This window comes from Gordonia sp. AC31 (assembly GCF_031844505.1).
Taxonomy (GTDB): Bacteria; Actinomycetota; Actinomycetes; order Mycobacteriales; family Mycobacteriaceae; genus Gordonia; species Gordonia hongkongensis.
In genome coordinates this window covers 334,980-357,978 of sequence record NZ_JAUZVK010000001.1, presented here as the reverse complement: position 1 = coordinate 357,978, position 22,999 = coordinate 334,980, and the positions used below count along the sequence as shown (strand labels likewise).

The following is a 22,999-nucleotide window of genomic DNA, read 5'->3' as shown; positions in this document are numbered from 1 at the left end:
TCCGTCTGTGTCGTACCCGGGCCACATCGTATGGGGCACATCGTCGACACGGGCTGTCGTACCGGCGGCTCGGCGCATGCGCGGTCGTCGGGCAGTGCACGACTGCCGCGGGCGGCCGGACTGTTGCGGATCGCTCTCGCCCCGCGGCCCCATACACTGTGGCACACATTGTCACCGACAACCCCGTGCGCGCGCGACCGGAAGAGGAAAGGCCCCGACGAGTGACCTTCGACGAGACAGGTCGGCAGGACCGCGCGATCGACCGGACCGACACGGTCGGGGCCATCGGTGAGCGTGCCGTGATCGCCGCGTTGACCGCGTCCGCGACCTCCGGTGAGCCCGCCGACGACATCGTGATCGGATCCGGTGACGACGCAGCCGTTCTCGACATCGGGGGATCGGCGGTGATCAGCACCGACACCGTCGTCGAGGGGCGCCACTTCCGATTCGACTGGTCGACGCCGGAGCAGGTCGGCGCCCGCGCGGTGGTGCAGAGTGCCGCCGACGTCGCCGCGATGGGCGGCCGCACAACGGGTCTCGTCGTGTCCATCGCGTGTCCGTCGGACACGCCGGTCGGCGTCGTCCTCGACCTCAACGACGGCGTGGTCCGCGCGGCACACGGACAGGGGGCCCGGGTGCTGGGCGGCGACCTCGTCGCGGCCGGTCAGGTGGTGGTGAGTGTCACCGCGGTCGGCGCGCTCGAGGGTCGGCCCCCCGTCTCGCTGGGCGGTGCCCGGCCTGGTGACGTCCTCGCGGTGAGCGGTCCGCTGGGGGCCAGCGCCGCGGGACTCGCGGTGCTGTCCGATCCGCGTCCGGTGGTCAGCGATTGGTCGGAACTGGTTGCACTGCACCGAGTTCCGAACCCCGACCTCACCCAGGGGCCGGTCGCCGCGGCGGCAGGTGCGCACGCCATGACCGACATCTCCGACGGTCTGGTCGAGGAACTGCTCACGATGTCGAGGGCTGCGCAGGTCGCCATGACCGTGCATGGCGACGCCGTACCGCGGCGCCCGGATCTGGCTGCCGCGGCAAGCGAACTCGGGGCGGACGTCGACCGCTGGGTACTGGCCGGCGGCGAGGACCATCACCTGCTCGCGGCGTTCGGCGGGCCCGCGGTGGTGCCGCCAGGGTGGACCGTCATCGGCTCGGTGGGGGAGAAGTCCTCGTCGGCGCCCGAGGTCTGGGTCGACGACCGCCGGGTCGGTGGGCCCGACGGTCTCGAACTGCACGGGTGGCAGTCCTTCGCCGACCCGACTGGTGACTGAGGTCCCCGGGGCGCACCATTAGAGTCGCCTCATGGCGATCTACGCACTCGACGACCGAGAACCGGTCCTGGGACAGGACACCTACGTGCACCCGGACGCGGTGGTGATCGGCGCGGTCACCCTGGGCGACGGTGTCTCGGTGTGGCCGGGCGCGGTACTCCGCGGCGACTACGGGACCATCACCGTCGGCGCCCGCAGCAACATCCAGGACGGCACCGTCATCCACTGCACGGTTCTCGACCCGACCGTGATCGGCGAACGGTGCGTCGTCGGACACAACGCGCACATCGAGGGCGCGACGATCGGAAACGACTGCCTCATCGCCTCGGGATCGGTGGTCCTGAACGGGTCCACGGTCGGCGACGGCGCGATCGTCGGAGCCGGCGCGGTGGTCCCGTTCAAGTTCGACGTTCCCTCGCGACGGATGGCGCTCGGTGTACCGGCCCGGCTCCGCGACGGCTACGAGGTACCGGAGGGGCACACCGAACTCAACTGCGAGATGTACTTCCAGAACGCGCAGCACTATCGCACCGCCCTGAAACGACTGGACTGACGACCGCCCACGACGGAGGCAATCGAGTGACCGCACCACCCAAACCCCTTGCCGAACTGATCGACCCGGGCTGGGCGCAGGCGCTCGCCCCGGTCGAGCCGCTCATCACCGAGATGGGCCGGTTCCTGCGCACCGAGATCGCCGAGGGACGGCGCTATCTGCCTGCGGGACAACATGTCCTGCGGGCATTCACGCGCCCCCTCGACGACGTGCGCGTGCTGATCGTCGGGCAGGATCCATACCCGACGCCCGGACACGCCGTCGGACTGAGCTTCTCGGTGGCGCCCGACGTGCGCCCGATCCCGCGTTCCCTGACGAACATCTACACCGAGTACTGCGCCGATCTCGGCTACCCCATGCCGACCACCGGGGATCTCACGCCCTGGGCGGACAACGGTGTGCTGCTGTTGAACCGCGTGCTCACGGTGGCCCCCGGCGAGCCGGCCTCTCACCGGGGGAAGGGCTGGGAAGAGGTGACCGAGTGCGCGATCAAGGCGCTTGCCGCCCGCGACGAGCCGCTCGTCGCGATCCTGTGGGGCCGGGACGCCGCGGGACTGGAGAAGTGGCTGCCCGACGTCCCGACCATCGTGTCGGCGCATCCGTCACCGTTGTCGGCCTCGCGCGGGTTCTTCGGGTCCCGACCCTTCAGCCGGGCCAACGAGGAACTGTTGGACCTCGGCGCCGAACCGGTGGAGTGGCGTCTGCCGTGACCCTTCGAGGCTCGTCGACCTCGACGCGCTCCTTCGTCGCTTGCTCGGCCCGGCGGCTGGCGCTCCTCGCACCTCAGTACCTGCGGCCTGGCGGCCGTCGAGGACTACGAAAGAACACTCTTGAGCGTCCACATCTCTGCTCCCTGAGGTGCGAGCGAAGCGAGCCACGAAGGGCTCCGCAACCTGTCTCACCAGGCCCTTCGTGGCTCGTCGCTGGCGCTCCTCGCACCTCAGGGAGCAATGGTTATGTAGTTCTTTCGGATCAGGGGGCGGTGGTGGCACGGCCCCGGGTGAAGTCCGGCGCGCGCTTGCCGACGAAGGCGTCAACTCCCTCGATGCCCTCGGGCAGTCCGGACCGTTCGGAGATGGAGCGGGCTTCGAGGGCGAGGTGCTCGACCAACGTGGTGTCGGCGGAGACGGCCAACAGATGCTTGGTCATCGCGTCGGCGTCACGGGGACCCGACGCGATGGCCTCGGCGGCCGTGCGCGCGGCGGACTCGACCTCGTCGTCGGCGACGATCTCCGACAGCAGCCCCCACTGCTGGGCCTCGTCGGCGCTGATGACGCGGTCGGTCAGGATGATCTGGCGTGCCCGGGCAGCGCCGACGGCGCGGGGGAGGGTCCAGGTGAGACCCCCGTCGGGAGTGAGACCGATACCGCGGTAGGCGGGCCGCAGCCGGGTCGACGGACCACCGACGGCGACGTCGGCGTGCAACACCAGCGACATGCCCGCGCCGGCGGCCCAGCCCTTCGCGGCGACGACGACGGGGCGGTTCGCCTCGTACAGGGCGCCGACGAGCTGATGGAAGTTGTCGGCGATCTCGCGCAGATAGGTCGGGCGGTCGTCCGCACAGGCGAAGGCGCGGACGTTGCCGCCGGCGCAGAAGTTCTTGCCCAGCCCGACGAGCAGGACCGCCCCCACGTCACGCTGTCCACGCGCGACCTCGCGCAGTGCCTGGGTTCCCGCGGCGAGGGCGGCGTCGTCGAGCGAGTTGCCCGCGCCCGCCGTCGAGACCGCGAGGGTGAGGACGCCGTTGCGCTCGTGCACCAGAGCGTCGGTGTCGTCTACGGCAGCGGGGGCGGTGGGGTTCGATGAGGCCATGCGCGAAACCCTATCGCGCACACACCAAAGACCCGATGCCGGGGAGCTTGCGCTCATGGCATCGGGTCTCGTGCTCTCGAACTCCCACCCGCGGACGGGCGAGGAGGTCAGACAGCTGCGGTCTTGCCGGCCTTCAGGCAGGAGGTGCAGACGTTCTTGCGCTTGCGGTTGCCGGGGGCGACCTCCACGCGAACGGACTGGATGTTCGGGTTCCAGCGGCGGTTGGTACGGCGGTGCGAGTGAGACACCGACTTGCCGAAGCCCGGGCCCTTGCCGCAAATATCGCAGACGGCAGCCATCGTCGAACTCCCTTGGTAGATGATCATGGTCTGGTGTTCAGCCGCTCGGATCGATCGGCACCACCGGTGGGTGTGCGCGCTCGAGGCGAAAGGCAACCCTGCAAGGATAACCAGGTCGTGGTGGCGTGACCAAATCCGAGCCGATCCGCCACCCGGTCCCGCTCGGGCGCGCCGCACGGTCGGACACCCCGAGTAACCTTGCCCACAACCTCACCAGCCGGTCACGTTGCGCGCGAGAGCACAGTACGTCGCGCGCCGCGTCTGCGAGAAAGAGCCACCGTGTGATCGCCCGCACCGTCAACCCGCAGTTGCTGCGCGATTGGGCCCGAGTCTCGGTCGAACAGCTCGAGTCGCTGCGCGGCGAGATCAACGACCTCAACGTGTTCCCGATCCCCGATTCGGACACCGGGAGCAACATGCTCTTCACGATGCGGGCCGCGGCCGAGGCGGTCGAGAAGACGCCGCCCGACGCGTCGCTGCCCGAGGTCGCCCGCGCGATGGCCGACGGCGCGGTGGCGCAGGCGCGGGGCAACTCGGGGATCATCCTCTCGCAGGTGCTGGTCGGACTCGCGGACGGTGCGGAGATCCTGGGCGACACCGACGCCCTGACCTTCGCCGAGTTCTCGACGCTGGGTCTGCGTCTCGGTTCGCTCGCGGCGACCCGTGCGGTGAGCGAACCGCGCGAGGGTACGGTCCTCACGCTGGTGCGGGTCGCCGCCGAATCGGCCGCGGCGCACGAGCACGAGTCCCCGGCCGACCAGGTGCGCGCCGTCGCCGACGACTGTGCCGAAGCGCTCGAACGCACCCCGGAACAGCTGTCGGTGCTCGCGAACGCGGGCGTGGTGGACGCGGGCGGGCGTGGCTTCCTCGCGATCGTGGACGCCATGGTCAAGGTCATCACCGGCGTCTCGCACCGCCGCCGGCGTTACCGGGGCATCCTCACCGACAGCACCACGCTCGGTCACGGACCGGACGACAGCTGCCTCGACGGGAGCGACCAGGACTTCGAGGTCATGTACCTCCTCGACGGCGCGGCCGGCGAGCAGATCGCCGAACTGCGCGAACGTCTGGACGAACTCGGCGACGCGGTGGTGATCGTCGGCGACAGTTCCAGCGGTGAGGGCGAACGCTTCTCGGTACACGTCCACACCTGCCACCCGGGTGCGGCGGTCGAGGCCGGCGCGGGCCTCGGGCAGCTCTCGGATGTCCGGATCACTTGCTTCGCTCTCGATGCCATTCGGGCACAGGCGGATTCGGCTGAGCCGCCGCCCCGGCACAAACGGGCGGTGGTGGTCGTCGTGTCCGGTGACGGCGCGGCCGAACTGTTCGGCGAGGCCGGTGCGGTCGTGCTGCGCGCCGACGACGGACTCTCCGCCCACGAGCTGGGCCGCGCGATCCGCGACACCGACAGCGCGCACGTCGTCGTCATGGCCAACGGCGCATTGACATCGCAGGATCTCGTCACGGTCGCCACCGAGGTGCGGTCCACCCAGCGCTCGGTCCTGATGCTGCCGACGTCGTCGATGACCCAGTGCCTCGCCGCTCTCGCCGTGCACGATCCGAGCGAGGTCCCCGACGTCGACGCCTACGCGATGGCCGAGGCCGCCGCCGGGGCACGCTGGGGATCGCTGCAGTCGGCGACCACGAGGATGATGACGCTGGCGGGGATGAGCGAGGTCGGTGACGTGCTGGGGCTGATCGGCGACGACGTGCTCGTCGTGGCGCCGGATCAGACGTCGGCGTGCACCGCCCTCGTCGACCTCATGCTCTCCACCGGAGGCGAGCTCGTCACGGTGCTCGCCGGGGTCGAGGTCGACGAGGCCGCCCTCGAGGCCGTCGCGGAGCAGATGCGGCGCAGCTACCCCGGCATCGAATTGGCGGTGTACCGCACCGGACAGCGCACCGATCTCGTCCAGGTGGGTGTGGAGTGACCGAACTGGCACTGTCGGATTCGCTGTCCGACGTCCTGGGGACCAAGCCCGCCGAACAGCTCGCCACCGTCGGCGTGCACACGGTCGGGGAGCTGTTGCGGTACACGCCCCGCCGGTACATCCGACGCGGCCACGTGGTCGACCAGGAGCGGCCCGAACCGGGTGAGTGGCTGACGATCGTCGGACGGATCACCAAGTCCGATCTCATCAAGATGAGGAGCCGCAAAGGGTCGTTCCTCAAGGTGAAGGTCACCGACGACAACGACGTCTACGAGGCCAGCTTCTTCAACGCCCACCGCCTCAAGGGGCTGTTCCGACCCGGTGCACGGGTGATGATGGCCGGCGCGGTCAAGTACTTCCGCGACCAGATCCAGTTGTCGCATCCGGAATGGATGATCCTTCCGGACGGCGATCCGGAGATCGAGGACGTCGTCGGTTCCAAGATGCTGACCGAGATGTACGCGATCGAGGAGCAGATCACCGGAGAGCGCGGCGATCACCCCCTGGTCACCATGTTCGACCGCGACATCCTGCCGATGTATCCGGCCAACAAGAACATTCAGACCTGGGACATCCTCGGCGCGGTCCGTCGGGTCCTGAGTGAGAGCGCGCCGATTCCCGACGCACTCACCGAAGCCGAACGCCGCGCGCGGGGTCTCGTCAGCACCGACGAGGCGATCCGCAGGATCCACCTGCCCGATGCCGAGGACGACGTGAAGGTCGCCGCCCACCGGCTGAAATTCGATGAGGCGCTGGCCATCCAGACCGTGCTGGCGCAGCGCCGGCTGGCGGGGCGGAGCGAGTCGGCGCCACCGTGTCCACGCGTGCACGGCGGTCTCGAGGACAAGTTGCGTGACCGACTCCCGTTCACCCTGACCGACGGTCAGGTCGAGGTGGGGGAGGAGCTCGCCGAGGATCTGGCCCGCGCGCAGCCGATGTCGCGGCTGTTACAGGGCGAGGTCGGGTCCGGGAAGACGCTCGTGTCGTTGCTGGCAATGCTGCGGGTCGTCGACAACGGGTACCAATGTGCCATCCTGGCCCCGACGGAAGTGCTTGCCGCACAGCACTACCGGACGATGAAGACGATGCTTGGCGACCTCGCCGAGGCGGGCGAACTGACCGCGGCCGACGGCGCGACGCGCCTCGCGCTGCTGACGGGTTCGATGAAGACCAAGGGCCGGCGCGAGACGCTCCTCGACGTGGTGACGGGCCAGGCCGGGATCGTGATCGGGACCCACGCGCTCCTCGAGGACAAGGTCGAGTTCTTCGACCTCGGACTCGTCGTGATCGACGAACAGCACCGCTTCGGCGTGGAGCAGCGAGATGTGTTGCGCGGCAAGGGCCGCAACGGACGGATACCGCATTTCCTCGTGATGACCGCGACGCCGATCCCGCGGACCGTCGCCATGACCGCCTTCGGTGACCTCGAGACCTCGGTCCTCCGGGAGCTGCCGCGCGGCCGGCAGCCGATCACCACCTCGGTGGTGCCCACCGGGAAATCCTCATGGGTCGACCGGGTGTGGTCGAGGGCCAACGAGGAAATCGACGCCGGCCGTCAGGTCTACGTCGTGTGTTCCCGCATCGGCGACGGGCCCGAACCCGAGCCCGACGACAACGAGGAGAAGGGCCCGCGGACGACCTCGGTCCTCGAGCAGTACGAGGCCCTCGTCGCCGGCCCGTTCGCGCACCGACGCGTGGAGCTCCTGCACGGCCGCCTACCCGCCGACGAGAAGAACGCCGTCATGGATGCCTTCGGTCGGGGCGAGGTGGACGTGCTGGTGTCCACCACCGTCATCGAGGTGGGTGTCGACGTGCCCAATGCGACCACGATGGTCATCGTCGACGCCGATCGGTTCGGCGTGAGCCAGCTGCATCAGTTGCGCGGTCGTGTGGGACGCGGGCGGCATGCGGGTCTGTGCCTGCTGATGACGAATGCCCGGGACGGCTCGCCGTCGATGGACCGCCTCCGCGCCGTGGCCGGTTCGAACGACGGATTCGAGCTCGCGCGAGTCGATCTCGAGCAACGCCGGGAGGGTGATCTGCTCGGGTCCCTACAGTCGGGCGTCAACACGTCGTTGCGGTTCCTGTCCCTGCTCGAGGACGTCGAGGTCATCGAGGACGCCCGCGAACTCGCGGAAGACGTGGTGAGCGAGGACATCACGCTGCTCGAACACCGGCCGCTCGCCGACCTCGTCGACGGAATCCTCGTACCACACAAGATCGCGTACCTCGACAAGTCCTGACCGGCTCGGCCCGAGGCCAGTTGTCGCGTGTCGGTGCGCCTGGCGCCACGTTCTGCGACACCGGTACCGGGCCGATCGACACACGGAACCAGAAGGTCGCCGCGTGCGTCTGAGAATGCATGGTGATGCGTTCGCCGACGCTGCGACGACTCCGCATGCGGATCCGATGGATGCGCTGGACGCCGCGGGACTCGCCGTCCTGGTCGCCACGTCAGTGGGCGGTGCTCGTCGCCGCCGTCGTCACGGCGGTGGTGGTCGCCGTCGGGGTCGACGCCTTCTCGGCCGACCCTGACATCGACCCAACAGTGCGGGCGATGGCGGGGCAGGCGGCGTCGTCGCTCGCCTCGATCCCGATCAGCGCGGGTCGTACCGACCGACAGGATTACGACCGGTCCGCGTTCGGCAGCGCCTGGTCGGACGCCGCGTCCGTCCCCGGAGGCGGCAACGGGTGCGACACACGCAATGACGTACTCGCCCGGGATCTCCACGACATCCGAGCCGGCCCGACGCCGAGTTGTCCTCGTGCCGTACTGGCGGGCGAACTGCGGAGCCCGTACACCGGCGACTTCGTCGTCTTCCGGCGCGATCGGAGCGCGTCGGCGGTGCAGATCGACCACATCGTCCCGCTGTCGTATGCCTGGGACATGGGAGCGTGGGCGTGGCCGCCCGACCGGCGGCTGGACTTCGCGAACGACCCCGCCAATCTCGTTGCCGTCGACGGGCGTTCGAACCAGGAAAAGAGCGACTCCGAACCCGCGCGCTGGATGCCACCGGCCCGTGGATTCTGGTGCCAGTACGCGATTCAGTTCGTGATCGTCACGGCTACATACGGATTGGCGATCGACGAACCCTCCCGACGCGTCCTGTCGGAGGCGCTGCGGTGTGCGGACTGACGACCATGCGCCGCCGCGTCAATGCGCCCCCGCGCCCTCCGAGTTGTGCAACAGGTTCAGTCCGACGACACCCGTGAGGATGAGGAAGATGCATCCGAGCCGAGCGAGGCCGGCCGGTTCTCGCAGGAACAGGATTCCATAGATCGCGGTACCGACCGCGCCGATCCCCACCCAGACCGCGTAGGCCGTGCCCAGGGGGATCGAGCGGATCGCGTAGGCGACACCGGCCATGCTCACGATCACCCCGATGATGAACAGGGCCGTCCACATCGGACGTGTGAAGGTGTTCGACTTCTCCAGAGCTGCCATGTAGATGATCTCGACCAGACCCGCGGTCACCAGGACAAGCCACGCCACTTCGCGATCGCTCCCGTCTTCGGACATCTGTACGGCGTCACAGTAGGCGGGAGACGGGCGGGATGCGCGCCGAGATCAGTCCGAGAACGACGGAGGTCCTCCTGCCGGCCGCTTCACCTGTGCGAATGCCGAGACGCCCGCGAGCGTCACCAGAGACGAGAAAAGTGCGTCCGCTTCGTCACCGGTCGGGATGTCGGAGAGGACGGGACCGAAGAAATGGTTGCCGTCGATCCCGGTGATGGGGCTGCCGCCGGCCTCGCCCAGCGCATCCTGACTGCGTTGATGCGACGCGCGCAGGGCGTCGTCGAACGACTCGTCGTCCATTGCCTCGGCCAGGCCGGCGGGGAGGCCGGTGTCGACGAGGATCTCCGACACCGCCGCGGGCGTCATCTCGTCGCCCACATGGTGGAGCCGTCGGCCGATCGCCGAATAGAGGGGTTCGAGCGAATCGGTCCCGGACTCGTCGACGGCCGCCATCAACACACGTCCGAGTCGCCGCGAGGTGTCGAGTTGCTGCCGCTGCTCGTCGGAATCCGGCTCCTGGTCCTCATTCAGGATGGCCAGACTCATCACGTGCCAGTCGACGGAGGCATCGTGTGCCTGAGCCCGATCGATGAGCCATCGCGATGCGACCCAGGCGAAGGGGCACACGGGGTCGAAGTAGAAATCGAAGTGGGTCATGAGAACTCCGGAGGTCTCGGGCGGATGTGCAAGGGGATTCAGGACTGTGCGGTCAGGGAATCGATCGCGGCGCGCAACTTCTCCGCGGCATCACGTGCGACCGGTTCGAGGTCGGGTTCGCCCGAGACCTGGACCATGAGGTCGGGGTTCATCGCCTCGACGAGCGTGTGGTCGGGGTTGCCCGGGTCGGCGCGGACGACGACGTTGCACGGCAACAGCAACCCGATCTGCCGGTGGACGCCGAGCGCCCGATGCGCCAGCGGCGGATTGCAGGCACCGAGAATCAGATAGGGCTCCATGTCCTCGTCGAGTTTCGTTTTGAGCGTCGCTTGGACGTCGATCTCGGTGAGGATGCCGAATCCCTGATCGGCGAGCGCGGCTCTGGTCCGTTCGACCGCCTCCGGGAAGGGGTGCGGCAGCGTGGTGGTCAGCGCGAGTGACATCGTGTGTCCTTTCTTGTCGGCCCTCAAGGGGCGTGTACCCGATTCGGGTGAGGTCAATGCTTGAAGCTGATCGACGGGAGGATCCGGCGCAACCAGGATGGTGTCCACCACGCCGCCCGGCCGGTGATGCGTAGCAGCGCCGGCAGGAGGGTGAGGCGGATCAGGACGGCGTCGAGCAGGACTGCCACACCCAGGATGATCCCCATCTCCTTCGGAGGGAGTGGTTGGGCCAGGGCGAAGGTGAAGAAGACGGCGACCATGACCGCAGCTGCGGCGAAGATGATCCGCCCGGAGTGGGCCATGCCGTCGACCTGCGCGGTCGATGGATCCCCGGAGCGTTCGTAGTGTTCTTTGGCGGTGGCGAGGAGGAACACGGTGTAGTCCATCGCGATCGCGAAGATCATGGCGAAGAAGAACACGGGGGCCCAGCCGTCGAGAAATCCCTGAGGTGTGAAGCCCAGCAGGTCTGCCAGGTGCCCGTCCTGGAAGATCAGCTTCGCGACGCCGAACGCCGCGGCGGTGGACAGCAGGCTCACCACAGTGCCGATGAGTGCGATCAGCGGCGCTTGGAGTGACACCAGCAGCAAGACGAAACCGAGGACGAGAATGACGGCGACGACCAGCGGGAAGTAGTCGTTCAGAGCGTGCTGCAGGTCGAGGTTCTCGGTGGGCGCGCCGCCGACGAGAGCGCCGTCGGGCAATGCGTCACGCAGGTCGTCGACGATTGTGGCCATCTGGCCGGCGGACGGGTCGACGGTCGGAAGAGCCTGCATGAGAACGAGGTCCGAGTCGTCCGCGGCCGGCGTCGCGGGAGTGACCATGGTGATCCCCGGGGACTGCGCCGCGACCGCGGCGGCCTGCTGCGCCTCGTCGGCGGGTGCGACGATCTGCAGCATCCCCGGTGCGCCCTCGCCCATCTGCGACTGCACGAGTTCATAGCCCTGGCGGACGGGCGCGTCGGCCGGGACGACGCCGATGGAGGGCATAGCGACCTTCAACCCGACGACCGGGATCGCGAGCGCGACGAGAACAACCAGGGAGCCGGTGGCGACAGCCCACGGATGGCGCTGCAGGAAGCCGCCCCAGCGTGCGAACACCGGCGATCGGTGCTGCTGGCGGCGCGCGTACGGCAGCGAGACCGCGTTGATCCGGCCACTCAGGGCGCCCAGCGCGGCGGGTAGGAGAGTGAGGGTTGCCGCGAGGACGAAGGCCACCGCGAGCATGATGCCCACCGCCATCGTGCGCACCGCCGGTGCCGGAACCAGCAGCACGGCCGACAGGCTCACCAGAACCGTGATGCCGGACAGCAACACCGCCTTGCCTGCGGTGTCCATCGTCTGCGCCACCGCCGCGCGCATGTCGTCGCCGTGCTCCCGGACCGAGTCGCGGAACCGCGACACCAGGAACAGTGCGTAGTCGATGCCCAGCGCCAGCGCGAACATCATCGCGAAGTTCATGGCCCACACCGAGATCGGGGTGACCTGGTTCAACAACACCAGGCCGCCCGCGGATGCGACGAGACCGGCGATGGTCAGCAACAATGGGAGACCGGCCGCGACGAGCGACCCGAAGGCGAGCACCATGATCGTCAGCGTGACCGGCCATGAGAACAGCTCGGCCTTGATCATCGCGTCGTGATTGGCCTCGTTGAAGTCGCTCCACAGGGCCGAGGCACCCGTCGGGTACACCTCGATCCCGTTTCCGGACAGGGCGATCAACGCGTCCTTGTGCTCATCGACAGCGCGCACCATCTCGTCGGTGTCGGCGGCCGCGCCCACTATGACGATCCCGGTGTGGCCGTCCGGGCTGATCGACATGCCGGGCTGTGGCGGGACGACCTGGGCGAACCGGCTGTCCGTCCCCGCCAGTGCAGCGATCTCGCCGACCACCTCTCGAATCGCGGGACCGTCGACCGTGTCGCGCTCGGAGTGGACGACCACATGGACCGCTGCCGACGAGTTCCCGCCGAAATGTTGCTGAGCCAGCTCGCGGACCTGCACGGACTCCGACCCGTCGGCCTGCCAGCCCGCGCCCGCGAGTGCGGAAAACACCGACGGCGCCGCGGCTCCCAGGACGAGCAGGACGAGGAGCCACACGCCGAACACCCAGCGGGCGTGCGCGGCCATGGCCGCACCCCACCGGCCGAGGCCCCCGGGCGGGGAGCCCGCGGGGTCGGTAGTGGTCGCCTCGTCGGACAGAGGTGTGATCGGCGCCATGGATTTCCTTTCGTATATACCCCTCGGGGTATCCGTCTGGCGGCCAACATACCCATGGGGGTATCTTGACGTCAAGAATTCAGCACCCAACCGGACGTCGGTGGTGCACGACAGCGAGGAGGCCTCGATGGCCGATGACAAGAGGCCCCACGTGGCCGTCGGCGACGATGCGATGAGTGCCGTCCTCAACCGTCTACGCCGAGCGCAGGGGCAGCTCGCCGGCGTGATCGCGATGATCGAGGCCGGGCGTGACTGCAAGGATGTGGTCACCCAGCTCGCCGCGGTGTCCCGCGCGCTCGACCGCGCCGGCTTCAAGATCGTGGCCTCGGGAATGCGGCAGTGCATCGAGACCGTTGACGGTGAGCAACCGCCGTTGACCGAGGCAGAGCTGGAGAAACTCTTCCTCGCACTCGCCTGAGGCGCCGACCGTGGATCTCGTTGGGGACTCCGAAACTGCGGCGTTACTCTGAGAACGGCACTGTCCGGGCGGTTGCGCCCGGAACCACCGAAGTCGAGGATGTTGATGAGCGCACCCACCGCAGAGCAGTCCGTCGCCGAAGGCGGCTCCGGCGCCGAGAAGTCCGACACCGAGAAGGTCGTTCTCGGGCTTGCCCGTGCCGCCAAGTCGGCGTCCCGCTCGCTGAGCGGTCTGACGACCGCGGGCAAGAACGAGGTCCTGCTCGCCGCGGCCGACGCCATCGAGGCGGCCACCGACACCATCCTCGCCGCGAACGCCGAGGACATCGCACGTGCCGAGGCGGCCGACATCGAGGTGAGCCTGCTCGACCGGCTGCGGCTCGACGCGTCGCGCGTGGCCGGTATCGCCAACGGTCTGCGGCAGGTCGCCGTGCTCCCCGACCCGATCGGTGAGGTGGTTGCGGGGAAGACCCTCCCCAACGGGCTGCAGCTGCGTCAGCTGCGCGTGCCCCTGGGGGTCGTGGGCATCGTGTACGAAGCGCGCCCCAACGTCACCGTCGATGCGTTCGGGATCTCCTTCAAGTCCGGGAACGCGGTGCTGCTGCGTGGCTCGTCGTCGGCCGCGTCGTCGAACGCCGAACTCGTGCGCGTGCTGCGGGAGACCCTGTCGGCCAAGGGGGTCAGCGCGGATGCGGTGTCGCTGCTGCCCAGCGACGATCGGTCCAGCGTGACCGCGCTCATCCGGGCGCGCGGACTCGTGGACGTGGTCATCCCCCGTGGCGGCGCGGGCCTCATCGAGGCCGTGGTGTCGAATGCGACGGTCCCGACGATCGAGACCGGCGTCGGCAACTGCCACGTCTACGTCCACGCACTCGCCGACCTCGATGTCGCGGCGCGTGTCATCCTCAACTCCAAGACCCGCCGGCCGAGTGTCTGCAACACCGCGGAGACCGTGCTCATCGACAAGGCCGTCGCGGCCGACGCGCTGCCGCGGATCACCTCGGTGCTGCAGACCCAGGGCGTGGTCATCCACGGCGACGAGCCGGGTATGGAGCCGGCCACCGAGGACGACTGGTCCATGGAATACCTGTCGATGGACATCGCGATGAAGGTGGTCGACGGGCTCGACGCCGCGGTCGCCCACATCGACACCTACGGAACCGGCCACACCGAAGCGATCATCACCACCGACCTGGCGGCCGCCGACGAGTTCACCCGGCGGGTGGATGCCGCCGCCGTCATGGTCAACGCATCGACCGCCTTCACCGACGGCGAGCAGTTCGGCTTCGGCGCCGAGATCGGCATCTCCACCCAGAAGCTCCATGCCCGCGGCCCGATGGGTCTGCCGGAACTGACCTCGACCAAATGGGTGGTCTGGGGCAACGGCCACGTGCGGCCCGCCTGATGAGCGCGACGACCCCGGACGCGGGGACCGCGGGATACACCGGCTCGGGCCCGGCCGTCGTGCCGTCGTTCGAGGGTGTCGACGACGTCGTCGGTCGCCTTCGCGCGACGGGTTACCTCGCCGACGACGCGACCGCGACCTCGACCTTCCTGGCCGACCGTCTCGGCAAGCCGTTGCTGGTCGAGGGGCCGGCGGGTGTCGGCAAGACCGAACTCGCCCGGTCCATCGCGGCGGCCACGGATGCCGAACTCATCCGCCTGCAGTGCTACGAGGGCATCGACGAGGCCCGCGCGCTGTACGAGTGGAATCACGCCAAGCAGATCCTGCACATCCAGGCGACGGGGGACCGCGCGTGGGATGAGGCCAAGGCCGACATCTTCTCCGACGAGTTCCTCCTGCCGCGGCCGCTGCTCAAGGCGATCTCGCGCGAGGGTGCCACCGTGCTCCTCATCGACGAGGTCGACAAGGCCGACGTCGACATGGAGGGTCTGCTGCTGGAAGTGCTCAGCGATTTCGCGATCACCATCCCGGAGATGGGAACCGTTGCCGCTCAGCGTCGTCCGATCGTCTTGCTGACATCGAACGCGACCCGTGAACTGTCCGAGGCACTCAAGCGTCGTTGTCTGTACCTCTACATCGACTTCCCGGATGCCGAGCGCGAGAAGGAGATCCTCGCGTCGCGGGTGCCGAACCTGTCCGATTCGCTCAGCGCCGAGCTGGTGCGGATCGTCGGTGTCCTACGCACACTCGACATCCGCAAGAAGCCGTCGGTGGCCGAGACGATCGACTGGGCGAACACGCTGTTGGCGCTGGGGGCCGGGGAGAAGGCCACGGCGAAGAGCGGTGGCGGATTCGACGACGGACTCATCGCACGGACTCTCGGTGTCGTGCTGAAGCACCGGCCGGACCTCAAGACGGCTCTCAAAGAACTCAAGCTGGGCTGATGACGGCTCCGCTCGTCGCGCACCTCACCGATTTCGTCGACGAGTTGCGTCGTCGCGGGATCGTGGTCGGGCCGTCGGCGCTGATCGATGCGGCGAGTGCGGTGGAGGTCCTCGATCTCCTCGAACGCCCCCGTCTGCGCGAGGGGCTCGCGACGACACTGCTCGTCGATCACGCCCATCGCGGTGTGTTCGACCGGGTCTTCGACCTGTGGTTCCCGCTCGGCGCCGGAATGCGTACCGTGACCGAGGATCTCCCGCGCACCCCCGACGGCGAGCTCGATGTCGAGGCGGTCCGGGACGCGCTGGCGGAGATGCTCGCCGACGACGCGTCGGCGAACGACGGCCGGCTCGACCAGGCCATCGCGATGATCGTCGACGAGTTGGGACGGTACGGATCGACTCGGGGCGAGGCGTTCTCGGCCTATCAGGCCATCACCGCGGTGAGTCCGCAGACACTGATCGCGAAGATCGCGGCGGCCATGGCCGGGGATGGCGACGGGGACGGCGGCCGGGCCGGTACGGAACCGCTCTACCGGCAGGCGGCGCGCCATAAGGCCAACGATCTGCGTGCGGCGATCGAGCGAGAGACCCAGCGGCGCATGGCCGACCGCAACGGCCGCGAGAAGGTCGGCGCCTACGCGGTGCCCCCGCTACCGGAGAACGTCAACTTCCTGTCGGCGGGTGCCAAAGAGCAGGTGGAGATCCGCAAGACCATCGAACCGCTGGCCAGATTGCTGGCCGCGAAGCTCGAGACGAGGCGACGGCGCGCTCACCGCGGCGCGGTCGACGTCCGGAAGACGCTGCGCGCCTCGATGTCCACGGGTGGGGTGCCCATCGAACTCAGTCACCGCAAGCCCCGACCGGGGCGGCCCGAACTCATCATCATCTGCGACGTCTCGGGGTCGGTGGCCGGGTTCAGTCAGTTCACGTTGCGCTTGGTGTATGCACTGCGGCAACAGTTCTCGAAGGTGCGGGTGTTCGCCTTCGTCGACACCGTCGACGAGGTGACCGATTACTTCGACCACGGCGAAGAGGATTTCGGTGCGGCGATGCACCACATGATCTCCACCGCGCGGATCTCCACCCGCGACGGTCACTCGGACTACGGCAACATGCTGGCCGGGTTCGTCGCCGACTACGGCGATACGCTGACCCACCGGGGTGCGTTGCTGATCCTGGGGGACGGGCGGAACAACTATCACGATCCGCACGCCGACGCGCTCGCCGAACTGGTGGAACGGGCCCGGCACGCCTACTGGCTCAACCCGGAGGCCAAGCAGCACTGGGGCACGGGTGACTCGGTCGCGACCGATTACGCGGACGTGATCGACATGTTCGAATGCCGGAACGCCACACAACTGGGCACGGTCATCGCCGACCTCCTGCCGATCTGACCAGCGCTGCCGATTCGCATCAGTGCTCGACGCGTAGACTGACCGTCCATGTCACCCGACCGCCCGCGTGCGCGCCGTATCGGCGTGATGGGCGGCACGTTCGACCCGATCCACAACGGGCACCTCGTCGCGGCCAGCGAGGTCGCCCACCGGTTCTCGCTGGACGAGGTGATCTTCGTCCCGACCGGCCGTCCCTGGCAGAAGATCGGCGAGGCGACGACGGTGAGCCCGCCGGAGGACCGCTACCTCATGACGGTCATCGCGACCGCGTCGAATCCGCAGTTCAGCGTCAGTCGTGTCGACATCGACCGCGACGGCGACACCTACACCGTGGACACGCTCCGCGACCTGCGAGCGCTGCTTCCGGAAGCCCAGCTGTACTTCATCACCGGTGCCGACGCGCTGGAATCCATCCTGTCGTGGCAGGACTGGGAGGAGCTGTTCGGCCTCGCCCGATTCGTCGGCGTGAGCCGCCCGGGGTACGAGCTCGACGCCACGCACCTGGCCCACCATCTCGAGGCCATGCCCGCCGACACCCTGCATCTGCTGGAGATCCCGGCGCTGGCGATCTCGTCCACCGAGTGCCGGACGCGCGCGTTGCAGGGTCGGCCCGTCTGGTACCTGGTGCCCGACGGCGTCGTGCAGTACATCGCCAAGCGGAAGCTGTATCGTGCGCCCCGGGCGTCGTCGCCCGGTGTCTCCGCCCCGGCGCTTCCGGGGGCCAACCGCCCCGAGCGGCTCCCGCCCGAGGAAATTCCTCCCGGGGAGTTGCAGGGCGATACCGACGGGTCGGGCCGCGCCCTGGGCGAACAGGCCGTGACCGAATGAGAGGACAAGTGTGACTGCGTCAGCTGAAGCGCTGGAGATGGCCAAGGTGGCCGCCCTGGCCGCGGCCGAGAAGCTCGCCCATGAGGTGACGGTGATCGACGTGTCGGAGCAGTTGGTGATCACCGACGCCTTCGTGATCGCCTCCGCCGACAACGAGCGTCAGGTGAACTCGATCGTCGACGAGGTCGAGGAGAAGCTGCGGGAGGCCGGCCACAAGCCGCTGCGGCGCGAGGGCACTCGCGAAGGTCGTTGGGCACTGCTCGATTACGCCGACATCGTGGTGCACATCCAGCACACCGACGAACGACGCTTCTACGCGCTGGAGAGTCTGTGGAAGGACTGCCCGGTGGTCGAGGTGGACGGGCTGTCGTGAGTGGCGGTCCCGACTCACACGACACCGCCGTCGAACGTCTCACCCCGGTGGTGCGTCGCCTGATCCTGTTGCGGCACGGGCAGACCGAGTACAACGCGGCGAGTCGGATGCAGGGCCAGATCGACACCGATCTGTCCGAACTCGGTGTCCGGCAAGCTGGTTCGGCGGCGGTCGAGCTCGCCAAGCGGCAGCCGGTGGTCATCTGGTCGTCGGATCTGCGACGGGCCCGCGACACCGCCGAGGCGCTCGCGCAACGAACCGGTCTCCCGGTGACCACCGACGTACGCCTACGGGAGACACATCTCGGTGAGTGGCAGGGTCTGACGCACCTCGACGTCGATGCCGCGATGCCGGGCGCGCGCGCCGTCTGGCGCGATGACGCGACCTGGACGCCGCCGGGCGGGGAGAGCCGCGTCGACGTCGCCCGCCGCTCCACACCCCTGGTCGACGAGTTGATCGAGCTGCTGCCGGAGTGGGGCGTCGGCGACAACCCGGAGGCGCCGGTGGTGCTGGTGGCCCACGGGGGAGTGATCGCGGCGATGACCGCGGCGCTGCTCGGGCTGCCGGTCGAGAACTGGCCCGTCTTCGGGGGGCTCGCGAACACGAGTTGGGTGCAGCTGTCGGGGCACAGCATGCCCGGCGAACTGCCGCGGTGGCGCCTGGACGTGTGGAACGCGTCCGCCGAGGACTCCGACCCGGCGGTGCAGTGAGCGACGTCCGCCGATGACCAAGGCTGCCGGACCCGGTCCATCCGCTGCCGATGCGCGGGAGCGATGTGTGCTGGTGTTGTCCGACTCGCTCGCGTACTACGGTCCGCAGGGCGGTCTGCCCGCGGATGACCCTCGGATCTGGCCGATGCTCGTGGGCGCTGCGACGCGTTCGGAGGTGCGGCTGTTCGGCCGGATCGGGTGGACGAGCCGGGACGTCTGGTGGGCCCTCACCCAGGACCCGAACATCTGGGCCACCGTGCCCCGCGCCGACGTCGTCGTGCTCGCATTCGGAGGGATGGACACGCTGCCCTCGCCGCTTCCGACGGCTTTCCGGGAGCAGATCCGCTACATCCGCCCGAACGGTTTGCGGCAGCGTGTACGCGCAGCCTATGCGTGGATCCAACCGCGGGGGTCCCACCTTGGTTGGCCGCTTGCGCTGCCGCCGCACGTCACGATCGAGTACCTGGAGAAGATCCGGGCGGCGCTCGCCCAGCTGCGTCCGGACCTCCCGATCGTCGTGTGCCTGCCGCCCACCCACCGCAGTCCGTATTACGGCAATGTCCATGCCGGGCGGATCCCGACGACCGCGGCGATGTCGCGATGGGCGTCGAGCCACGGCCTACCGTGTGTCGACTTCTACCCGGTCACCAGAGACGCCTTCGACGACGACACCGCCGAGATGAATCCCGACGGAATCCACTGGGGTTTCTCGTGCCACCGGGGGATCGCCGACCTGGTCGCCCCCGTCGTCGACGCCGTCCGGCGGCGCGCGAACCGCGACGCCGGCGGCCCGACCCCGACGCCCGTGGAGGCCCGGCGCGTGAACCCGTTAACGTAGACGCGTGCCTGTCGTCGTCGTCACAGACTCCTCGTCCCGACTGCCGCGGTCGGTGACCGAGCACTACGGCATACGGCAGGTTCCACTGCACCTCGCCGTCGGCGACAAGGACTACCGCGAAGGTGTCGACGACATCCCGGCCGACATCGTGACGACACCGGGCGTGACCACCTCCGGGGCCAACCCCAACGACCTCTCCGAACATTTCGAGTCCGCGCTCGAGGCGAGTCAGGGTGCCGGCGTCGTCGCCGTTCACATGTCCCGCCGGTTGTCGGGGACCTGGAGTTCGGCGCGGATGGCTGCCGAGAAGTTCTCCGGGCAGGTTCGGGTCGTCGATTCCCGATCTGTCGGTCTCGCAGTCGGTTTCACCGCCGTCGCGGCTGCCCAGGCCGCCGCCGGGGGAGCCGACCGGGACCGCGTGTACGAGTCCGCCATCCGACAGGCAGCGACCGTCGACTCGCTGCTGTGTGTGCAGCAGCTCGACAATCTGCGCAACAGTGGCCGGATCAGCGCCGCGGGCAAGCTCTTCGGATCGGCGCTGTCCATCAAACCGATCCTGCACATGGTCGACGGGACCCTGACGCTGAAGGAACGTCATCGCACGTTCTCCAAGGCGCTGGACAAGATGGTCGACGCCGCCGCCGACTCCGCGGGCGGCCGCGCGGTCACGGTCGGCATCCAGCACTGTCAGAGCCCGGACGTGGCCGAGGAACTGCGCGCGGCCGTCCACGCCAGGCTGCGGGTGGTGACCTCCGAGCTGACCGTCGATCTCGGTCCCATCCTCGGCACCCACGTCGGCCCCGGCGCGGTGGGCGTCGTGATCGCCGCGCACCTCGAACCGATCGAGGGTCTCGGCGAGTCCTAGAGGTCGGGCCCCGCCGGGCTCGGCGTCATCCACAGCTCGCGGTGATCGTCCACAGATCGCGGGCTCCGCGGTTCACGTGCGGATCAGCGGCGGCTGTGCGACCTAGCGTGTGGCGTCATGAGCGCATCAGGACGGCGGAACCCGCTGGACCGGCTGGCGCCGGTGGCCGATCTGCCGGGCCGACGGGACGGTACGGCAGGCATCGACACCGAGTCGCCGCCGCTCGCGCCGGACATCGACGACCCGCTCGGCCCCGTCGAGGAACCCGAGCATCCCGGGTGGGGGATCGGCGGGATGCCGACGTGGCTCGACACGCCGGCGCGAACCCCGCGTCGACGGGCGGACGCCGACGGCGGCAACAGTGTCGGGGGCGTCGGTGTCGAGGATGACGATGACTTCGACGACGATCCCGTCCCTCGGCGGCGCTTCGCGGTCGCGCCGCCGGCCGCTCTCGCGCTGATCGCGGTCGGTGTCGTCGTCTGTGCCGTCGCGGCCTTCGGACTGTTCCGCGGGTCGGAGTCGGCGCCGGTCGTGGATTTCGGTGCGGTGGCCGGTACCTCGTCGACGTCGGACCCGTCGACGCCGCCGGCCGTGCCGACCGAATCGACCCCGGCGCAGATGGTGGTCAGTGTCGTCGGTTTGGTGCACGCGCCGGGTCTGGTGCAACTCACGCCCGGGGCGCGGGTCGCCGACGCGATCGACCGGGCGGGGGGCGCGCGCAAGAACGCGGATCTGCTGTCGCTGAACCTCGCGCAGGTCCTCCGGGACGGCGATCAGATCCTCGTTGGCTACGCGGGCGGGCAGGGCGAGATGTCGCTGCGCAGTGCCGTCGTCGGGGCCTCGGGCGCGCCACCCGCACCCGCGGGTGCACCCCCGGCAGATGCAAGTGCTCCCGCCGGCGGTTCGGGTGGTCCGCCGGCCACCGGCGGACTCGTGAACCTCAACACCGCCACCGAGGCCGACCTCGACGAGTTGCCCGGGGTGGGGCCGGTGACCGCGAAGGCCATCCTGTCGTGGCGGGAACGCAACGGGCGCTTCAGCTCCGTGGACCAGCTGGCCGAGGTCGACGGGATCGGTCCGGCACGCCTGGCCGGACTGCGCGATCTCGTGACGGTCTGACGGGTGGACTACCGCCTGCTGGTACCGGCGGTGGCGGTGTGGTCGGTGACGGCGTTCGGGCTGGTGATGCCGCCCGGGTACACGCTCGGGCTGGCGATCTGTTCGGGCGCGGTGGCCTCGGTCGGCACGCTGGTCTGTGCCGGCGGCCGGTTCGGATGGGACGCGGTCGGTTTGATCGTCGTCGTGGCCGGCCTCGCGGCGGTGTGCGCGACCTCGTTGGCGATCCGGCAGGAGGTCCGCTCCGATCACCCGCTGGCCGCGTCGACCGGGAAGTCGACGGTCGTGCTGACCGTGCGTGGGGACCCGGTGGTTGTCGGGCCCTCGTCGGCCGGACGCGTCCGTCTGCGCGTCGACGTGGAACAGGTTGGTTCGCATCGTGTTCCGACGGCTTCCGCCGACCTGATGGGAGATCTCGGAGAGTGGTCGGGACTGTTGCCCGGGCAACGGGTGCTCACGGTCGCGCGGGTGCGGCCGCCGCCCGAGCACTCGCTGCTGGTGGCGACCCTGACTGCGCAGCAGCCCCGGGTCGTCGGCTCGCCGCCCGCCCACCAGCAGGTGGCCGGTGCGATCCGGGAACGGTTGCAGGTGTTGGCCGCGCGGGCGCTCGACGAGGACGCGGCCGGACTCCTGCCCGGCCTCGTGCTCGGCGACGAGAGCTCCCTCGACGACGGCCTGCGGGACGATTTCCGCGACGCCGGCCTGAGCCATCTGACCGCGGTGAGCGGCAGCAATTTCGCGATCGTCTGCGGGGCAGCGCTTCTCGTGGTTCGCAGTGCGGGTGTGCCACCGCGGGCGGCCGCGGTCGTCGGGCTGGTGGTGATCCTGGCATTCGTGGTGCTCGTCCGGCCGTCGCCTAGTGTCGTGCGTGCCGCGTTGATGGGAGCGGTGGGTGTGTTGGCGCTCTTCGCCTCTCGTCGGGCGCAGGCGTTCCCGGCGCTCGGTGCGGCGGTCGTCGGCGGACTCCTGTGGTGGCCCGAACTGGCGCTGCAACCGGGGTTCGCCTTGTCGGTCGCCGCCACCGCCGCCATCGTGCTGTGGGCCCCACGACTCCGCGACCGGTTGCGCGAGTGGCGTTGTCCGCCCGGTGTCGCCGAGGTGATCGCGATGGCGGTCACCGCGCAGTTGGTGACGGCGCCGATCGTGGTCGTGGTGACCGGCACGTTCTCGGTGGTGGGAATCGTTGCGAACCTTCTGGTCGCCCCGGTGGTCGCGGTGATCAGCGTGGTCGGCACCCTCGCCGCACTCATCGGCGCGATCGGGCCGCCCGACGGCGTCGGCGCGCTCGTGGGTGAACTGCTGGTGCGCGCCCTCGCCCCCGAACTGTGGTGGATGGTCGTGTGCGCGCGCACCCTCGGCGGCGTGGGCTGGGCGAGTGTGGAGGTGCCCTCGCCGTTCGGATGAGGCTGCCCGCAG

Annotated in this window: 23 protein-coding genes; 17 read left to right on the top strand and 6 right to left on the bottom strand. The window is 69.2% G+C overall.

Annotation, left to right across the window (positions count from 1 at the left end; genetic code table 11):
* Positions 1–221 precede the first annotated feature (221 nt).
* Genes Q9R39_RS01665 through Q9R39_RS01655 form a run of 3 tightly spaced genes read left to right on the top strand, consistent with a single transcriptional unit; the run spans position 222 to position 2,528 of the window.
* A complete protein-coding gene (locus tag Q9R39_RS01665) occupies positions 222–1,265 on the top strand; it encodes a thiamine-phosphate kinase (protein ID WP_159371139.1) in 1,044 nt (347 codons plus the stop codon).
* Between the two features lie 31 nt (positions 1,266–1,296).
* The gene (locus Q9R39_RS01660; protein WP_058252116.1) at positions 1,297–1,818 is read left to right on the top strand and encodes a gamma carbonic anhydrase family protein; all 522 of its coding nucleotides are present in this window, start codon (positions 1,297–1,299) and stop codon (positions 1,816–1,818) included.
* A 26-nt stretch (positions 1,819–1,844) separates the two neighbouring features.
* A complete protein-coding gene (locus Q9R39_RS01655) occupies positions 1,845–2,528 on the top strand; it encodes a uracil-DNA glycosylase (RefSeq protein ID WP_226513652.1) in 684 nt (227 codons plus the stop codon).
* 262 nt (positions 2,529–2,790) lie between these two features.
* Here the strand turns inward: Q9R39_RS01655 and Q9R39_RS01650 are convergent, their stop codons facing one another.
* Both Q9R39_RS01650 and rpmB read right to left on the bottom strand, forming a co-directional pair.
* Entirely contained in the window at positions 2,791–3,630 is an 840-nt protein-coding gene (locus tag Q9R39_RS01650; protein ID WP_068970235.1) for an enoyl-CoA hydratase/isomerase family protein, read from the bottom strand.
* Positions 3,631–3,737: 107 nt separating this feature from the next.
* Entirely contained in the window at positions 3,738–3,929 is a 192-nt protein-coding gene (gene rpmB / locus Q9R39_RS01645; protein WP_004023092.1) for a 50S ribosomal protein L28, read from the bottom strand.
* Positions 3,930–4,210: 281 nt separating this feature from the next.
* Here rpmB and Q9R39_RS01640 point away from each other — a divergent pair, with 281 nt between their 5' ends.
* From Q9R39_RS01640 to Q9R39_RS01630, 3 genes are all read left to right on the top strand, one after another.
* Positions 4,211–5,860, top strand: a complete 1,650-nt coding sequence (locus tag Q9R39_RS01640) for a DAK2 domain-containing protein (RefSeq protein WP_065632722.1) — start codon at positions 4,211–4,213, stop codon at positions 5,858–5,860.
* Complete coding sequence (gene recG / locus Q9R39_RS01635) at positions 5,857–8,103, top strand: ATP-dependent DNA helicase RecG (RefSeq protein ID WP_311277003.1); 2,247 nt, start codon at positions 5,857–5,859, stop codon at positions 8,101–8,103. The genes Q9R39_RS01640 and recG overlap by 4 nt, the downstream gene beginning before the upstream one ends.
* Before the next feature lie 125 nt (positions 8,104–8,228).
* Positions 8,229–8,996: an HNH endonuclease family protein gene (locus tag Q9R39_RS01630; RefSeq protein WP_396275633.1), complete on the top strand. Its 768-nt coding sequence runs from the start codon at positions 8,229–8,231 to the stop codon at positions 8,994–8,996.
* Between the two features lie 18 nt (positions 8,997–9,014).
* Here Q9R39_RS01630 and Q9R39_RS01625 read toward each other — a convergent pair whose 3' ends face one another.
* Genes Q9R39_RS01625 through Q9R39_RS01610 form a run of 4 tightly spaced genes read right to left on the bottom strand, consistent with a single transcriptional unit; the run spans position 9,015 to position 12,693 of the window.
* Positions 9,015–9,380 carry a multidrug efflux SMR transporter gene (locus Q9R39_RS01625; RefSeq protein ID WP_336276194.1) on the bottom strand — a complete coding sequence of 122 codons (366 nt, stop codon included), beginning with the start codon at positions 9,378–9,380 and terminating at the stop codon, positions 9,015–9,017.
* Between the two features lie 48 nt (positions 9,381–9,428).
* A complete protein-coding gene (locus tag Q9R39_RS01620) occupies positions 9,429–10,034 on the bottom strand; it encodes a DsbA family protein (RefSeq protein WP_068970231.1) in 606 nt (201 codons plus the stop codon).
* A 38-nt stretch (positions 10,035–10,072) separates the two neighbouring features.
* Complete coding sequence (locus tag Q9R39_RS01615) at positions 10,073–10,477, bottom strand: DUF302 domain-containing protein (protein WP_068970230.1); 405 nt, start codon at positions 10,475–10,477, stop codon at positions 10,073–10,075.
* Positions 10,478–10,530: 53 nt separating this feature from the next.
* Positions 10,531–12,693, bottom strand: a complete 2,163-nt coding sequence (locus tag Q9R39_RS01610) for an MMPL family transporter (RefSeq protein WP_068970229.1) — start codon at positions 12,691–12,693, stop codon at positions 10,531–10,533.
* 127 nt (positions 12,694–12,820) lie between these two features.
* Between Q9R39_RS01610 and Q9R39_RS01605 the strand changes: the two genes are divergently transcribed.
* The 11 genes from Q9R39_RS01605 (at position 12,821) to Q9R39_RS01555 (ending at position 22,987) form a co-directional block, all read left to right on the top strand.
* On the top strand, positions 12,821–13,111 hold the full coding sequence (locus Q9R39_RS01605; protein ID WP_197414683.1) for a metal-sensitive transcriptional regulator: 291 nt from the start codon (positions 12,821–12,823) through the stop codon (positions 13,109–13,111).
* 105 nt (positions 13,112–13,216) lie between these two features.
* Positions 13,217–14,515: a glutamate-5-semialdehyde dehydrogenase gene (locus Q9R39_RS01600; RefSeq protein WP_058252189.1), complete on the top strand. Its 1,299-nt coding sequence runs from the start codon at positions 13,217–13,219 to the stop codon at positions 14,513–14,515.
* Complete coding sequence (locus Q9R39_RS01595) at positions 14,515–15,459, top strand: MoxR family ATPase (RefSeq protein WP_175401209.1); 945 nt, start codon at positions 14,515–14,517, stop codon at positions 15,457–15,459. The genes Q9R39_RS01600 and Q9R39_RS01595 overlap by 1 nt, the downstream gene beginning before the upstream one ends.
* A complete protein-coding gene (locus tag Q9R39_RS01590; protein ID WP_311277001.1) occupies positions 15,459–16,853 on the top strand; it encodes a VWA domain-containing protein in 1,395 nt (464 codons plus the stop codon). Before Q9R39_RS01595 ends, Q9R39_RS01590 begins: the two co-directional genes overlap by 1 nt.
* Before the next feature lie 48 nt (positions 16,854–16,901).
* The gene (nadD, locus tag Q9R39_RS01585; RefSeq protein WP_058252105.1) at positions 16,902–17,681 is read left to right on the top strand and encodes a nicotinate-nucleotide adenylyltransferase; all 780 of its coding nucleotides are present in this window, start codon (positions 16,902–16,904) and stop codon (positions 17,679–17,681) included.
* A gap of 10 nt (positions 17,682–17,691) precedes the next feature.
* Positions 17,692–18,054: a ribosome silencing factor gene (rsfS, locus tag Q9R39_RS01580; protein WP_004023080.1), complete on the top strand. Its 363-nt coding sequence runs from the start codon at positions 17,692–17,694 to the stop codon at positions 18,052–18,054.
* Positions 18,051–18,764 (top strand): histidine phosphatase family protein, encoded by a 714-nt coding sequence (locus Q9R39_RS01575; protein ID WP_058252104.1) that lies wholly within the window; start codon positions 18,051–18,053, stop codon positions 18,762–18,764. Before rsfS ends, Q9R39_RS01575 begins: the two co-directional genes overlap by 4 nt.
* 13 nt (positions 18,765–18,777) lie before the next feature.
* The gene (gene octT, locus Q9R39_RS01570) at positions 18,778–19,602 is read left to right on the top strand and encodes a diglucosylglycerate octanoyltransferase (protein ID WP_311277000.1); all 825 of its coding nucleotides are present in this window, start codon (positions 18,778–18,780) and stop codon (positions 19,600–19,602) included.
* A 4-nt stretch (positions 19,603–19,606) separates the two neighbouring features.
* Positions 19,607–20,467 carry a DegV family protein gene (locus Q9R39_RS01565; protein WP_311276999.1) on the top strand — a complete coding sequence of 287 codons (861 nt, stop codon included), beginning with the start codon at positions 19,607–19,609 and terminating at the stop codon, positions 20,465–20,467.
* Positions 20,468–20,584: 117 nt separating this feature from the next.
* A complete protein-coding gene (locus tag Q9R39_RS01560) occupies positions 20,585–21,586 on the top strand; it encodes a ComEA family DNA-binding protein (RefSeq protein WP_311276998.1) in 1,002 nt (333 codons plus the stop codon).
* A gap of 3 nt (positions 21,587–21,589) precedes the next feature.
* Positions 21,590–22,987: a ComEC/Rec2 family competence protein gene (locus tag Q9R39_RS01555; RefSeq protein ID WP_311276997.1), complete on the top strand. Its 1,398-nt coding sequence runs from the start codon at positions 21,590–21,592 to the stop codon at positions 22,985–22,987.
* Positions 22,988–22,999 lie beyond the last annotated feature (12 nt).